Origin of the sequence: Rhizobium acaciae (genome assembly GCF_025941625.1) — a bacterium.
GTDB lineage: Bacteria > Pseudomonadota > Alphaproteobacteria > Rhizobiales > Rhizobiaceae > Rhizobium > Rhizobium acaciae.
In genome coordinates this window covers 133,134-147,542 of sequence record NZ_JAPCZO010000013.1, presented here as the reverse complement: position 1 = coordinate 147,542, position 14,409 = coordinate 133,134, and the positions used below count along the sequence as shown (strand labels likewise).

Genomic DNA, 14,409 nt, shown 5'->3' with positions numbered 1-14,409 from the left:
CGTGGCCGCCGACGAGATCTTGGACGGCTTGCTTGATGAGCTGGCAGCGATCGAACATGACCGCTGGGCTCATTGGCAGCGATATGTCCATGACAAAAGTCAAAAGCAGTCCGACGGGTCCCTGCTTATCCCAGCAGAGCTTGTTGCTCGGTGGGAAAAGCAGATCGAAACCCCGTTCGCCCTCCTCTCCGATAAAGAAAAAGACAGTGACCGTAAACAGGTTCAGAAATACCTGCCCTTATTGAAAGCCGCCCTTCGCGAGTGACGTGCTTGCTCGGCGCCCTGCAAATCAATGACAAACAACGAGATGCCGGCTAGACTGCCCGCAATGACCTCACATCCCGAATACCACCTCTTCCTCGACGATACCGGCAGCCGGGATCCCGATCATGAACTTCCCGAGCAACGCAAGGACAGCATGGACTGCTTCGGCCTAGGCGGCTTCCTGATCAAGCAGGAAGACCTTCACGAGCTGAAGGCGCGGCACGTCGCGTTCTGCGCGGAGCACGGCATCACCTACCCGCTTCACTCGCACAAGATCCGGGGTGGGCGCGGGGACTTCGGATGGCTGAAGAACCCCGAAAAGGCGCGCATCTTTTTCCCAGAGCTGGATGCCTTCATTCTGTCATTGCCGGTGGTCGGGATTGCGGCCGTCATCGACCGGCCGGGATATGTCCTGCGCTATCGCGAGAAGTACAATGAACGGCTTTGGCTTATGTGCAAGACGGCGTACTCGATCCTCATCGAGCGCGCGGCGAAGTTCGCCGACAGCCAGGGCCGCACCCTACGCGTCTTTTTCGAGGAGAGTGGCAAACACGAAGATCGCGATCTGATTGCCTACGCCAGAGCGCTGAAGGCCGGAGGCATGCCGTTCGCCGGCGAGGGTGCTGCCGCTTACGGGTCTCTCCCCCCGGAGGAATTTCGGCGGATTGTCATGGGGGAGCCCAAGCGCCGGACCAAGGAGGCGTCAATGCTGCAGGTCGCAGACCTAATGCTGTACCCTATGGCAAAGGGCGGCTATGACCCGAGCTACAAGCCCTATGTCGATTTGATGAAGGCAGGTAAGCTTATCGATGCGCACCTCCCCTTGGAGGACCGGCCGAACCTAGGCATCAAATACAGCTGCTTCAAATGAAAAAAGGTCCTTTCGGACCTTAATTCGTTTCGGCCAGCGCCTAGCGCTGACCCCGGAGCGTTGCTCTAATTAAAATCTAGTACACGTAGAACTGTTTTACAAGTTCTTTTGCAAAACCACCGCTTTGCGCCTCCACTCTCTAGCGCAACTGGGATTGCTCATGACGAGAATGCTGGCTGACATTCACGCTGCAGGTCCCTACGCCCTAATCAGCTATAGCAGCCCTCGTCCGCCGCCGCACATTAATCGCCTTGGCATCGAGGGTGTTCTTCAGATGCACGGCATAGTGCTTCTCGATCATCTCGACGCTGGTGCGGCAGTTCTTGGCGATCTGATAGATATCAGCGCCTTCCAACAGCCGCAGGCAGATGTAGGTGTGCCGGAGGCTATAGGCCGAGCGCCTGTTGCCCTCACGGTCGAATTTCAGATCACAGGCCGCCAGCGCCCGGTTGAACTGCTTCTTGTGATCCTGGGGGAAGACGAGATCGGTCGGCTTGGGATTGTTGCGCTTCACCAGCCGCTCAAAGGGATGCACCGCGCCCGTGGTGCTTTTGCAGTAGCCGACGCCACGTTTGCCTCGCACCTCGATCAAAAGGATCCGTTCGCCACCCTCCGCATCCTCTTCGAAGGTCACGTCCCGATATTCTAACCGGTTGGCCTCGTCCGGCCGTAGGCCTGTATTGGCCATGAAGAGGACGTAGTCGTGTAGCTGTGCCACGGCATGTTCGTAGCTTTCGCCGATAACCGAGGCCACCCGTCCACGGGTATAGGTATAGAGCCGCTTGTACTCTTCGGGCGAGAACCATGCGCGGTGGCTGATTTTGCTGGAGGCGCGATACGGGGCGGAAAAGTCGGGCAGATGGCTGATCCAGCCGTGCCGCAGGGCGGTTTTCGTGACCTGCCGGAGTGTCACTGTTTCATGATGCAGGGTGCTGCGTGTCGGCACCTTGCCGGTCGTCGGATGCGGCTGGAGCCGCATGACCCGGTATTCCTGCACCTTGCCCGCCGTCAGCGCGCTAAGGCCGATGTTGCCGAAGTAGGGCAGCAAATGGTTGTCCAGGCGCGCCTCATGGTCCTTCACGTAGCGCGGATTACGCTCGCCATTGGTGAGTGGCTCATATTCGCGAACGAACTGCTTGGCCGCATCAGCAAAGGTTCTTTCCTGCTTAAGCTGGCCCGCCCGGCTTTTCCCCTTGAGCTCGAAATACCAGTCTTCCGCAACCTCTTTCGCCTGGGAGAGGCTGTCAGTCTTGGTGCTGACCCGCCACTCCTTCCCATCGATATAGGTGGCGCACTGCCAGACGGAGCTGTTGGGTCGGCGATAGACGCGGACCTTGTCACCGAGCACTTTGTGGGAGTCCATTTCAGCCCTCAAAACTGTGCGAGAAGTGTGTGAGGGCATTTTAGCTGATCTTCCGCCAACTTCAAGGCCGCAAGCCATTGAAATTGTTGGTGAGAGCGTCGGGGTTCGAACCCGAGACCTACTGATTAAAAGGCCGAGCGTCCGCTTGGACTAATGAATCCTGCGCCTATTTTTCGCGATAGGTCGACGGAAAAAATGATGTCCTGGTCGACGAGCACATTGAACTTGTAGCCCGGCCGGATTTCGATCGTCGGTTGTACATTCAGGTTCTTCGCGATGGTCTGCTCAGCGACGCGGCCGAATGATTCCGCGAAGTTGCGGCGGGCCGCATCTGATGCAGTTTCCTGTGTCGCCAGCGTCGAGCTTTGCGGCATCGACATATCAATGCCGGTTCCGATCAGCGCGACGAGGGCTGCCGAACTCCATGTGCGCCAGAGATGGCGATCGACCTTCTCCTTGAAGCCGCCGTATCCTTCCGCGTCCGTGCCGGCCATGCCGCCGATCTGCAGGGTCGATCCGTTCGGGAAAATGAGGTCGGTCCAGACGACTAGCACGCGCTCTTGGCCAAACGAGACCTTGGAATCGTAACGACCGAAGAGTTTAGCCCCCTGTGGGATTAGGAGGCGATACCCCGTGGCGCTGTCATAGACATTCTGGCTGACTTGCGCGGTGATCCGCCCCGGCAGGTCGGAGTTGAGGCCGGTGATCAAGGTGGCCGGAATGACCGAGCCACGCTTCAGCTCGTAGGCCGACATCTGTGGCACGACCCGGTTTGGAAGATAGCCAAGGTCCTTGATATCCTGATTGAAGAAATCCTCCTTCGAGGTCTGGCCGTTTTGGTCGACGTTCTGCCCCGTCAGACCGGATTTCATGGCGGCGGCGTATAGATCTGAGGCATTGGTTGCCGTTGCCGTGGTATTTTGACCCGCATTGATGGAGTTCTTCGCGTCTTTCTCGACGTCGGAGATATCGACCTTCAACGGTGACTCGTAGGCCGTTGCCCTAGCCTGCAGCCGGGCCATGCGTTGCCGCTGGGCCTCGCGGATATATTGCTCGTCCTGCTCACGCTTCAGCCGGGCCTTCCATTCCTCCTCTGGTTCCAACCGCTGGCGCCGCTCGTCCCGCTCCGTCGGCCGGCGGTCGGCAACAGTCGTCTCTTTCTCGATCTTCTGTTCAACCGTGGGCGTCGGCTGAAACGTCTGACGTTCGACGGGCTCGCCGATTATGCCATCCGTGACGCCGCGCTTGAGCTGGTCCCCGTAGTTCGTCGCCGTCGTATTCGACGCATTGTCGATATCGTTGTTGCGGTTAAATGGGAGCCCTCGCCACGACAGACCAATCACGACGACGCCGACGAACAGCGCGATGATGACGGCGGCGACGATGATCGGCAGCCGATTGAGACGACGCATGCCTGTCTGATCGCCGCCCTGATTGGAGGCGCCAAGCTGAAGAGATTGCACCATATCAGTCTCCTTCAGTTGCGCTGCATGATGGAGAGCGGGCTTACCGGCACAGCACCCGCTGCCGTTGAGGTATAGGCCCGGCCAAGGGCTATGGAAGGCGTCGAAAGCCGTGCAAGCACCTGACCATCGACGCCATCGATCGAATAAGCGAGCTCGACCGGCTTCACATCCTTGCCGACTTTGCCGTCGGTGATGACCGCATAGCCCCAGCCCTTCAACGCTGCCTCGAGCGCGGTCGCAAAGTCCGACGAGTCTTTGTCCATCTTGATGGTCGTCGTGGCCACCGGACCGATCTGTTCGGCGAGGCGGCTTGCCATGTCGCCGGCAATGGCACTTGCGACGGCACCGGTGATGGCGACGGGGGAGGAACTGGTGGACAATCCATCCTCGGGCGTTTGGCAGCCGGATAGGAGCGAAGCGATGATGATACAGACGAGTAGCCCGCGCATGGTCAGCCTCCCCGCCGGATGGTGATCTTCTGCTGCCGCCAGCCGACGCCGGACACAAGGATCGCCTTGTCGATCGCATAGTCGACGGTCATCATGTCGTTCCTCATGCGGTAGTTGACGATGCGATTCTGACCACCGGACACGACGAACAGGACCGGCGCGTCCTGGCCGGAGATCGACTTCGGGAACTGGATGTAAGTCTTCACTCCATCCGAATAGACCCGTTTCGGCTTCCATGAAGCGCCGCCGCTGATTGAGTAGGAGAAGTTAAGCTTGTCCGGGGCCATGCCGGGAACGCCGCCGGTCTCGAGCCGTGCGTTGATATCGGCGAGCTTGGTCGACGTATCCTCGGGATATTCGAAACCGACGCGCGCCATATACTGGCTGGGATGAGACCGGAGCTGAATGTGATAGGTTCGCCGTGAGGTGGTGACCACCATCGAGGTGACGAGGCCGGGCTCCGACGGTTTGACGATCAGATGGATGGCCTGTCCGCCTGTGGCGCCCGAGGTCGCGGGCTCGACCTTCCAGCGCACGGTGTCGCCGACAAGGACGTCGCGAACAATCTCGCCACCTTGGAGTTCGATGTCGCAGACTTGCAGCGGCGAGCAGACCACAGACGGTTGGGTCTCGCCGAACAGAAAGATCACCTTTCCGTCCGGTCCGGTGGTGACCAGTCCAGGCGTGCCTCGCCACATCCTGGAGATATTCGTGCCCTTCACCTCATTCGGCGTCAAGCTTTGCGCTTGCGCGCTGGACATGAAGGCGAGTCCCGCCATGCAGCCGACGGCCGCGATCAATCCTGTTTTTTGCATTGAGAAATCCCCTGCCCCTAAAGCTGTGCTGTCCAGTCAAAATCCCGGACATAAAGACCGATCGGGTTAAGGCGGATGATCGCCTCATCCTGTGGCGCGGTCAGCGCGACCGTCGCGATGCCGCGGAACCGGCGCGTACCGGTTTCCTTGCCCTTCCGGTCCCGCTCGTATTCCGTCCAATCGATTTGATAGGTCTGGTTCGAGAGTGCCACGATGTTGTTGACCTCGATGGCGACCGTCGAAGACTTCGCCTTCTCGAAAGGTGAATTGGTCCGAAACCAGGTGTTGATCTTTTCCGTCGACGGATCGGACGTCCGAAGAAGCGCATAGGTTCGATCGATATATTGTTTCTGCACCACCGCGTCGGGCGTGATCGAGCGGAAGCTGGTGACGAAATTGCCGAGCGTTGCGCGCACCACGCGCACATCGGCATATTCGATCTGTTGAGGGAAGCCGGATGTCACGGCGGTTCCAAGCTTGTCGACTTCGACGATGTAGGGCACGAGCTTGACCTGGGTGCTGAGATACATCGCATAGCCGAAGCCGATCACGGCCATGGTCAGGCCCAGTATGCCGACAATGCGCCAGGCCGCGGCCGCCTGCACATAGGATCCATATCGTTCCGTCCATTCCTGGCGTGCGGCAAGATAGGGGTTTTCGGGGGCGCCATTCGCTGCCATCGATCCATTACTTTCTGGTTGTTGCTAGGCTTTATGTTCGGGAGGTGGCTTTGGCCCGCTATGACCGCTGTGGGCCTCGTCGAGCTTGGCATTGGCGAGCCCGAGGATCGATCCGGCATAGGCGCCGGGAGAGCCGATCGCCTTGTCCTTCGCGGCAGAGCCCGCAGCACTCCCGGCGGATCCGATCCCCGCGCCAAAGCCTCGAAGGGCGGCACCAGCGAGTGACGAGCCGGCTGCTCGTGCGGACTGACCGGCCGTAAAACCCGCTCGCGCGGCGCCGGCGGCGAGGAAGCCAGCCCCGGCGGCAAAAGACGCCGCTTGCCCGCCGTGGCGGATCGCTTCCATTCCTCCAGAAACCGATGCGCCCTGGACAACGCCCTGGATGATGTTCGGCACGTACATGGCAATGATGAAGACCACGACGGAAATACCGGCGATGGCCAAGGTGGTGACAAACTGGTCGGAGGATGCGGTCGGCGCATTGGCCAGACCCAAGAGGACCTGCGATCCAATCTTGGCGATCATCACCAAGGCCATGAGCTTCATGCCGACGCCGAAGGCATAAACTAGGTATCGAATGGCAAAGTCTTTCGTGAAGGACGAACCACCCAGCCCGAGCATGATCATGCCGGCGAGCAAGCCGACATACATTTCGACCATGACCGACACGAAAATCGCCGCGACAAGCGAGAAGCAAATGACAACGATGCCCATGGCAAGAACGGCGGCAATCGCGAGCGCATTGTCTTCGAACACCCCGAACTGCGCCTGCTGCGACATTTGTGAGGCGACGCGGATGCCGGCATCGAACACTTCTGCGGGAGAAGCTGAACCACCGCCGGCGCCAATCTGGAAAAGGCTGTCGACCACGGCTCGCGCAAAGGTCGGACCTTGGGTCAGAACGAATGCGAAGAACCCGATGAACATGATCCGCCGAACCAGTTCGGCGAACCAGCTGTCCAGCGAGGCTGACTGGATCGCCAGCCAGACGGCTGCAATGCCGATCTCGATCGTTGCGAGAATCCAGAATAGGGATTTCGCCGCCTCCATGATGGTGGTCTCCCACCCCTTCGCAGCGGACGAGACCTGGTTTTCCAGTTCTGTGAGGACCTGTCCCTCCTGCGCGAATGCCGGAACAGCATAGGCGAGGAAAAAGAGACCTGTAATCAGCAAAGAACGCGCAACAGTCACCTTCACCATCTCGGGCGCATCTCCCGACCTTCCTTGATCGGCGGTAGCTCCTTGTCGGAGCCGAAGAATTTTTCCCGGACGGCGCGCTGCTCATCGGTGAGCGCAGGTTTTCCGCCGTCGCTGGAATTGACGATCAGCACTGTCGTTGCAGACGATGCAGCGGCGACAGCCAACAGCAAGGCAATCAGGACAGGGCGGCTCACCATCGCGGTTCCATTTTCTGGCCTTCCGGAACGCTCTTGATCTCGGCGTTGAAGAACTTTTCCCGCCGCGCCTGCGCCAGGTCCTTGTCGGTCTGTTCCGTCTGAAGCCAGGTTCCCATCATCGTCATCTGTTGGGAGACCAGACCGCGAAGCTTCTGCATTTGTGCGACCTGTTGCGCTGCGATCTCGTGTCCGACCTGCAGAGCCTTCATCTGCCCGTCAGTTGTTTCGGACATCGACCGCAGCGAGGACATCGTATCTTCCTCGCTGTCGAACTGGTCGGCGGTGAGGCTCGCCGCTTTCAGCGAACTGGCGATGGTGTCGCGGTTAGTGTTCGACCAGGACTGATAGGTCGACGAGAACGTCGCGTTGTCCGGCAAATTCGTCTTGAGATCGGCATAACTCTGAAACCGCTGCTGAAGAACATCGTCGGCGTTCCCCATCGAAAAGGCGATGCCCTGTCCCTGGTCGACGACACTGCGCAGCTGGTTGAGGTCGCTTTCGACCTGCCCCCAGATATGATCAGGAAGCTGCGCCGTGTTTTGCAGCATGTTCTCGTAGATCTTCAGCTGGTTCTGGATCTGCTCTGCAAGCTGGCTGATCTGGGTCAACTGATTGTCGACCTGGATGCCGGAGCTTTTCATGAGATCCACGAGCTGCGCATTGTTGGCGAGCTGCGTCCATTCCGTCGCGGCGCCGGTGGCTGTACCGGCATGCACTGAGCCCGCGGCTCCGATCGTGAGCGTCGCGGACGCAAGGCAAGCAAACCATCTATTCGTACTTGAGTAGCGATGTGGCATCGTGAACTCCTCTCGTTTCAAGCCAGTGGATCGGCCAGTCGTCGCCATATTCGGATTTCAATGCGCGGATGCGCTTGAGGTCCTCCTTGCCGGATGCGCCGACAAAGCTCAGTGCGACTGGCCCAAGCGACATGTCGAAGAGCCGCCGGCCTTCCGGCGTGGCGACATAATATTCGCGCTTTGGAATAGAGCTTGAGACGATCTCGATCTGCCGTTCGTTGAACCCCAGCCGCTCATAAAATTCCCGCGTTCCCGGCTCTCGAGCGGCGCCATTCGGAAGGCAAATCTTGGTGGGGCAGGATTCCTTCAGCACGTCGACAATCCCCGACCGCTCGGCATCCGAGATCGATTGGGTCGCAAGAACGACGGCGCAATTCGCCTTGCGCAGCACCTTGAGCCATTCGCGGATCTTGTCGCGGAATACAGGGTGGCCGAGCATCAGCCACGCCTCGTCGAGGACGATCAAGCTCGGCGACCCATCCAAACGCTTTTCGATCCGGCGGAACAGGTAGGTCAGCACTGGCACGAGATTGCGCTCGCCCATATTCATCAGCTGCTCGATCTCGAAAGTCTGGAAGGCGCCGAGTGTGAGGCCGTCCTCCTCCGCATCGAGGAGTTGGCCCATCGGGCCATCGACGGTGTAGTGATGCAGTGCGTCCTTGATCTCGCGCAGTTGCACGCCGCTGACGAAATCCGAGAGCGACCGACCAGAGGCGCTCGCCATCAGTCCGACCTGGCGAGAGACAGCGTTGCGATGGTCGGGGGTGATCGTCACGCCCTGCAGACCGACCAACATCTCGATCCACTCTGTCGCCCAAGCCCGGTCGGCGTCACTTTTGAGATCGGAGAGCGGGCAGAAGGCCAGAGCCCGCCCCTCTTCCGCATGGTCGCCGCCGATCTCATAGTGATCGCCACCGGCTGCAAGCGTCAGGGGCAGAAGTGAACTGCCTTTGTCAAAGGCGAAGATCTGCGCATTTTCGTACCGGCGAAACTGCGCGGCGATAAGAGCGAGAAGCGTCGACTTGCCCGAACCGGTCGGACCGAAGATCAGTGTGTGGCCGACATCATCCACGTGCAGGTTCAGACGGAACGCCGTCGATCCGCTCGCAACCTGCATCAAGGGCGGTGAATTCGGCGGGTAGAAAGGGCATGGCGCCGCTGGGTTGCCTGACCAAACCGAATTCAGGGGGATGAGGTCGGCGAGATTGCTGGTGTTGATCAGCGGCTCACGGATGTTGCAATACCAATTACCCGGCAAGCTGCCGAGATAGGCATCGGTGGCGTTCAGCGTTTCGATGCGCGCGCCGAAACCTTCCGCCTGGATCAGCCGCCGGATCGCTTCGGCCTTTTCCTGCAGTGCTTCGCGATCGCTGTCGAACAGCACGACGACCGGTGTGTAATAGCCATAGGCAACCAGCTGCGACGAGGCCTGCGCGATGGCATCCTCGGTCTCGACCACCATGGTCATCGCGTCCTGGTCGACGGATCGACTTTGTGTCTGGAATATCTGGTCGAAGAACGGCCGGACCTTCTGCTGCCATTTCTTGCGCGTGCGTTCGAGCTTTTGCCGGGCCTCCTCGGCATCAAGGAAAATGAAGCGCGATGACCATCGATAGGTCAGCGGCATCAGGTCTAGGCTGTTGAGAATACCGGGCCAGCTCTCGGCCGGCAGACCGTCGATCGCGACGACGCCGAGGAAACGGCTTTCGACCTTTGGCGTCAGTCCGTGCTCAAGCTCCGCGGTGGCGATCCAGTCGAGATACATGGGAACGTCGGGGAGCCGGATTGGATGGCTTTCCCCGGTCGTGCAGAACCGAGCGAACTGCAGCAACTCGTCGTATCGGGAAATTCGCTCCCCTCCCCTTTCGACCGTTTCGCGGGTTTCCATTCGCCGGATCGAAAGTGTGTTGGCAAAATACTGCTCAAGCTCGCGCACTGCGTTCTTGAACACGAAGAGCACCGTGTCCGCGTAAGACTTCTTCCGGCTTTCCTCATCCGAATAGATGTATTTGCTGAGAGCGGTCTTTTTGGACTCGAGGGGCCGGTACGTCAGGATCAGCGCATGCTTGCTCTCGAAATGCCCCTGCTCGCGCGCGAAATGCGCCCGCCGCTCGGCGTCGATCGCGCGGGTCACCGGGTCGGGGAAATGGCAACGATCCTCCGATGGATAGTCGACTGTCGGAATGCGGATGGCTTCGACCTGGATCATCCACCCGCTTCCGAGCCGCGACAGAACGGCATTAATCTGCCTCGACAGCTCGTTGCGCTCGAGGTCGGTCGCGCTTTCGGAGTCCGGGCCAGCGAAGTACCAGCCGGCCATCAGGCTTCCGTCTTTCAACAGGAGGACACCATTGTCGACGAGGCCGGCGTAGGGAACGAGATCAGCGAAAGATGGGCCTGCGGCTCGGAAGCGTTTGAGAGCTACCATGACCGCCTCCTCAATACCGACGCCACGGCGAAGTGGTCGCCTTGTAGTAGGGCTTGTAGGATATGTGCCTGATGTAGACCTGCCGTATATGCGGGTCGGACTTCGCCATCATCCGGAGAAGCCCGACGATTACGATCCACACGGCGACACCGAAAAGCGCCGAATAGATCGTGAGGACGACGAAGATCAGGATCACGGCTGCAAGACCGGTGATCAGGACCAGCTCCCGGTCGGCGCCCATGAGTAGGTTCGGGCGGGAGAGCGCGCGATGGATGCGGTTACGCCGCAGGCCGGACAGGGACTCAGCCATGATCTCCCTCCCCTCCTCCGTTCGAGCCAATTGACGTGATCTGCTCGTCGGTCAGCCCGATCGAAGCGCCGGTCGCACCGAAAAGGCCGACGATGTTGGTGGCGCCGAGCAGGATGCCGGCGACAAGAACGACGTACACAAGTCGCCGCGCGAAATCGTTGAGCTCGCCGCCGAAGATGAGCATGCCGCCGGCAATGGCCACGGCTGCAAGCGCGATCGCACCCGCGACCGGGCCGGTGATCGACTCCTGGATCTGCTGCAGCGGCCCTTCCCATGGAAGACTACCGCCGGAGCTGGCCAGCGCCGGCGCGACCGAGGCAAGAATGATGGGTGCCGCCCAGAGCGCGGCGGCGATGAGGGCATGCTTACGCGACATGGCGTGCCTCCTGTTCTTCGGTGAGCTGATCGGATTCGATCTCGTACTGTCCGTTGATGAACCGCTCGACTTGGATGATGTCGCGAACAAGCCGGCCGCGCGGCGTCCGCTCGATCGAGATGACCAGGTCGACGGCCTCTCCGATCACCTCGTGCATCGGCTGCTGGCTTGCTTCGGCAGTCAGTTGCTCGAGACGACGAAGCGCCGACATCGCCGTATTGGAGTGGATCGTGCCCACCCCGCCCGGATGGCCGGTGTTCCATGCCTTGAGTAGCGTCAGTGCCGCACCGTCGCGGACTTCGCCGACCACAATCCTGTCGGGGCGCAGGCGCATCGTGCTCTTCAGCAGTCGCGTCATATCGATTGTATCGCTCGTATGGAGAAGAACGGCATTCTCGGCTGCGCATTGAATTTCGGCGGTGTCTTCAAGGATGACGAGGCGGTCGTCCGGCGCCGACTTGACGATTTCGTTGATGACCGCATTGGCGAGCGTCGTCTTGCCGGAACCGGTTCCTCCGGAAATGATGATGTTGAGCCGAGCCGAAATCGCGCTGCGGATGGTCGAAGCCTGCTGTTCAGTCATGACCCCGGAGCGCACATAGTCCTCGAGGGGGATCAGGCGAGAGGCACGACGGCGAATGGTGAACGCCGGCCGGGAAACGACGGGCGGCAACAGACCCTCGAAGCGGTGACCACCGATCGGCAGTTCGCCGGAAATGATCGGCTGCTCGGTATCGACCTCGCATTGGAGCGCATGCGCCACGGTGCCGATGACCACTTCCGCGCTGGCCGCCGACATCTCACCGGCCGCCACCAAACCGTGGCCGAGCCGTTCGATGAACAATTTTCCATCCGGATTGAGCATGATCTCAACCACAGTCGAGTCGTCCAGCGCGACACACAACTGATCGCCGAGCGCCTCCTGGAGTTTGCGGACAAGTCGAGGGTGAGAGCGAAGCTGGTTCACGGCTTTCTCCTTTAGGCTGCCTGGCCCAGACGGCCGGCAAATTGAGAACGGTAGCTGGCGGGATGGAGCTTCTGGAAAATCCTCGGGTTGGCCGCCAGGGTGCCCGCCACGGCCATGGTCACGCCAATCTTCTTGGGTTCGGCGAGCCGCTGCAGCGGCCAGCCAACACGACCCAGAATACGTTCGAAACGGAGGTCTGTGGCCGTGACGATCTCGGTGATGCCGTTGACCAGGCACCACTCAATGATTCCCGCAAACATGGAAAGCGTCGCCTCGTGCACCGAGCCCGCTCCCCTGCCCTCCTCCAATCGCGTATCGACGCAGAAGCGGGAGCTCTCGATCATGGCGAGGTGCGCATTCAGCCGACCATCCGGAAGGAGGGATGGAAAGACGCCCGTCAGCATTGTCGGGCCAAGCGCCGGCAGCAGCCTCGCGCAACCGGTCACGTCGCCACTATTGGATAGCGCGACGATGCAGGTCGGATCGAGAGCGTCAAAGGGGTCCGACTCTCGGCCGTCCACGACGTTGACGTCCCAGCCCAGGCGATTGGCAAAAATGCGCGCACGTAGCTGAAAATGCTGATCGAGAAGTCGGGCTTCGTGGATATTTCGCGGTTTGGTGATCGCGAGAACCTGCATGAATCTCTCCGTCGTCTTTGGTCGGCGGGGAAATCAGCACAGATCGGAATCGAGCGGTAGTTGTAGGATCTTACAAGGCCTGAAGAGTGAGTCGCGGTCCGCCTGGGTTTCCGGTGAACCATTTTGCATGCGATTCTGGCGTTCAGCCTGTCCTGCCCCTTGTAGGATTCACAGTAAAACAAAGCCTGAACTCGGATCCTTGTGCTCATTGTAACTTGTTGGAAACAAAGGAAGAGGTGAATGAAGTCGCATTATTGACCGTCTCCGCGTTAACCCTTTATTAACTTTAAATCCCTTGCGGCGTCGTTAGAATCGGGAGATAGTTGCGGAAATCGTGGCTATGGGGCCATTTTTTCGAAATTGTTCTTACCTCGGAAATAATTTGCAAAATGAGCCATCCGCAGCCCAACCGCTTTGATGTCGAGATTGCACAGCAAGGAGCGAAGATTTCAAGCGCTTTGCATATGCTTCGCAGTCAACAGTATCCTCCCGATGCCCGCAAGGGATTGCGCAAGTTCCAGCTAGGAGAAGTCGCAGACTTCATCGGCGTCACTCAGAGCCATCTTCGACAAATTCATTCGGAGGGCAAGGGGCCCGAGATCGAGTCGGTCAGTGGACGGCGCTACTATACGGCCGACCAGATGTTGGAGCTTCGAGACTACCTTGAGGCCAACAAAAAATCTGAAAAGAGATACTACGTTCCCAGGCGTCGGGAAGGCGAGCCGATGCAGGTCCTATCCGTCGTGAACTTCAAGGGGGGAAGCGGAAAGACAACGACGGCCGCGCACCTCGCACAATATCTCGCCCTCACCGGCCATCGCGTACTGGCGGTCGACCTAGACCCCCAGGCATCGCTTACGTCCCTGTTCGGAATCCAGCCTGAACTCGATGATACGGCCTCCCTGTACGAGGCGCTTCGTTTTGATAACGAGCGGAAGTCGATCGCGGAAGTTATTCAGCCAACCAATATTCCTGGCCTGGACGTGGTCCCTGCAAATCTGGTTCTTCAGGAATATGAGTATGATGTGCCCCTGGCAATCTCCTCCAAAAAGGGAGAGGACGGCCGGTTGTTTTACATGCGCATTGTCAACGCACTGAAGCAGGTAGACGACAGGTACGACGTGGTCGTCATCGATTGCCCGCCACAACTGGGCTACCTGACCATCACGGCACTGATGGCCTCGACAGGCATTCTGATCACTATCCATCCCCAGATGCTGGACATCATGTCGATGAGCCAATTCCTGATGATGTTGGGCGGCATCATGGGCCCGGTTGCAGAGGCCGGCGCCGAGATGCGTGTTCAATGGTTCCGCTATCTCGTTACTCGCTTCGAGCCGACGGACATCCCGCAGGCGCAGATGGTCGGTTTCATGCAGTCTATGTTTGCTCAGCAGATGCTTAAAAACCATGTGCTCAAGTCGACGGCCATTTCAGACGCTTCGATCAAGAAGCAAACGCTCTACGAAGTCGAGCGTGGCAGTTTTGTCCGATCAACCTATGACCGTGCGATGGAAAGTCTAAATGCCGCCAATGGCGAAATCTTGGAACTGATCCACAATGCCTGGGGACGGAAATGACTAGTTTG

General features: G+C 59.3%; 16 protein-coding genes. 3 read left to right on the top strand and 13 right to left on the bottom strand.

All coding sequences use genetic code 11. The features are described from left to right. The first annotated feature begins 1 nt into the window (after position 1). The gene (locus OLZ32_RS21380) at positions 2 to 265 is read left to right on the top strand and encodes a hypothetical protein (RefSeq protein ID WP_264396602.1); all 264 of its coding nucleotides are present in this window, start codon (positions 2 to 4) and stop codon (positions 263 to 265) included. A gap of 63 nt (positions 266 to 328) precedes the next feature. Next, positions 329 to 1,135, top strand: coding sequence for a DUF3800 domain-containing protein (locus OLZ32_RS21375; protein WP_264396601.1), 807 nt, complete (start codon positions 329 to 331; stop codon positions 1,133 to 1,135). A gap of 205 nt (positions 1,136 to 1,340) precedes the next feature. Here the strand turns inward: OLZ32_RS21375 and OLZ32_RS21370 are convergent, their stop codons facing one another. The 13 genes from OLZ32_RS21370 to traI form a co-directional block, all read right to left on the bottom strand. Next, on the bottom strand, positions 1,341 to 2,498 hold the full coding sequence (locus OLZ32_RS21370; protein WP_264396600.1) for a tyrosine-type recombinase/integrase: 1,158 nt from the start codon (positions 2,496 to 2,498) through the stop codon (positions 1,341 to 1,343). Between the two features lie 125 nt (positions 2,499 to 2,623). Then, positions 2,624 to 3,964: an IncP-type conjugal transfer protein TrbI gene (gene trbI, locus OLZ32_RS21365; protein WP_264396599.1), complete on the bottom strand. Its 1,341-nt coding sequence runs from the start codon at positions 3,962 to 3,964 to the stop codon at positions 2,624 to 2,626. A gap of 11 nt (positions 3,965 to 3,975) precedes the next feature. After that, a complete protein-coding gene (trbH, locus tag OLZ32_RS21360; protein ID WP_264396598.1) occupies positions 3,976 to 4,413 on the bottom strand; it encodes a conjugal transfer protein TrbH in 438 nt (145 codons plus the stop codon). A gap of 2 nt (positions 4,414 to 4,415) precedes the next feature. After that, positions 4,416 to 5,228 carry a P-type conjugative transfer protein TrbG gene (gene trbG / locus OLZ32_RS21355; protein ID WP_264396597.1) on the bottom strand — a complete coding sequence of 271 codons (813 nt, stop codon included), beginning with the start codon at positions 5,226 to 5,228 and terminating at the stop codon, positions 4,416 to 4,418. 17 nt (positions 5,229 to 5,245) lie between these two features. Continuing rightward, a complete protein-coding gene (locus OLZ32_RS21350; RefSeq protein ID WP_264396596.1) occupies positions 5,246 to 5,908 on the bottom strand; it encodes a conjugal transfer protein TrbF in 663 nt (220 codons plus the stop codon). Between the two features lie 24 nt (positions 5,909 to 5,932). Then, a complete protein-coding gene (trbL, locus tag OLZ32_RS21345; protein WP_264396595.1) occupies positions 5,933 to 7,108 on the bottom strand; it encodes a P-type conjugative transfer protein TrbL in 1,176 nt (391 codons plus the stop codon). After that, a complete protein-coding gene (trbK, locus tag OLZ32_RS21340; protein WP_373694654.1) occupies positions 7,102 to 7,305 on the bottom strand; it encodes an entry exclusion protein TrbK in 204 nt (67 codons plus the stop codon). Before trbK ends, trbL begins: the two co-directional genes overlap by 7 nt. Next, complete coding sequence (gene trbJ, locus OLZ32_RS21335; RefSeq protein ID WP_264396593.1) at positions 7,299 to 8,102, bottom strand: P-type conjugative transfer protein TrbJ; 804 nt, start codon at positions 8,100 to 8,102, stop codon at positions 7,299 to 7,301. Before trbJ ends, trbK begins: the two co-directional genes overlap by 7 nt. Continuing rightward, positions 8,074 to 10,530 (bottom strand): conjugal transfer protein TrbE, encoded by a 2,457-nt coding sequence (locus OLZ32_RS21330; RefSeq protein WP_264396592.1) that lies wholly within the window; start codon positions 10,528 to 10,530, stop codon positions 8,074 to 8,076. The genes trbJ and OLZ32_RS21330 overlap by 29 nt, the downstream gene beginning before the upstream one ends. A gap of 10 nt (positions 10,531 to 10,540) precedes the next feature. Continuing rightward, complete coding sequence (locus OLZ32_RS21325) at positions 10,541 to 10,840, bottom strand: conjugal transfer protein TrbD (RefSeq protein ID WP_264396591.1); 300 nt, start codon at positions 10,838 to 10,840, stop codon at positions 10,541 to 10,543. Continuing rightward, the gene (locus OLZ32_RS21320; RefSeq protein ID WP_168279984.1) at positions 10,833 to 11,216 is read right to left on the bottom strand and encodes a TrbC/VirB2 family protein; all 384 of its coding nucleotides are present in this window, start codon (positions 11,214 to 11,216) and stop codon (positions 10,833 to 10,835) included. The genes OLZ32_RS21325 and OLZ32_RS21320 overlap by 8 nt, the downstream gene beginning before the upstream one ends. Beyond that, positions 11,206 to 12,183 (bottom strand): P-type conjugative transfer ATPase TrbB, encoded by a 978-nt coding sequence (gene trbB, locus OLZ32_RS21315; RefSeq protein ID WP_264396590.1) that lies wholly within the window; start codon positions 12,181 to 12,183, stop codon positions 11,206 to 11,208. Before trbB ends, OLZ32_RS21320 begins: the two co-directional genes overlap by 11 nt. Positions 12,184 to 12,194: 11 nt before the next feature. Then, positions 12,195 to 12,821, bottom strand: a complete 627-nt coding sequence (gene traI / locus OLZ32_RS21310; protein WP_264396589.1) for an acyl-homoserine-lactone synthase — start codon at positions 12,819 to 12,821, stop codon at positions 12,195 to 12,197. Between the two features lie 389 nt (positions 12,822 to 13,210). Here traI and repA point away from each other — a divergent pair, with 389 nt between their 5' ends. Beyond that, complete coding sequence (repA, locus tag OLZ32_RS21305) at positions 13,211 to 14,401, top strand: plasmid partitioning protein RepA (RefSeq protein WP_264396588.1); 1,191 nt, start codon at positions 13,211 to 13,213, stop codon at positions 14,399 to 14,401. Positions 14,402 to 14,409: the final 8 nt, after the last annotated feature.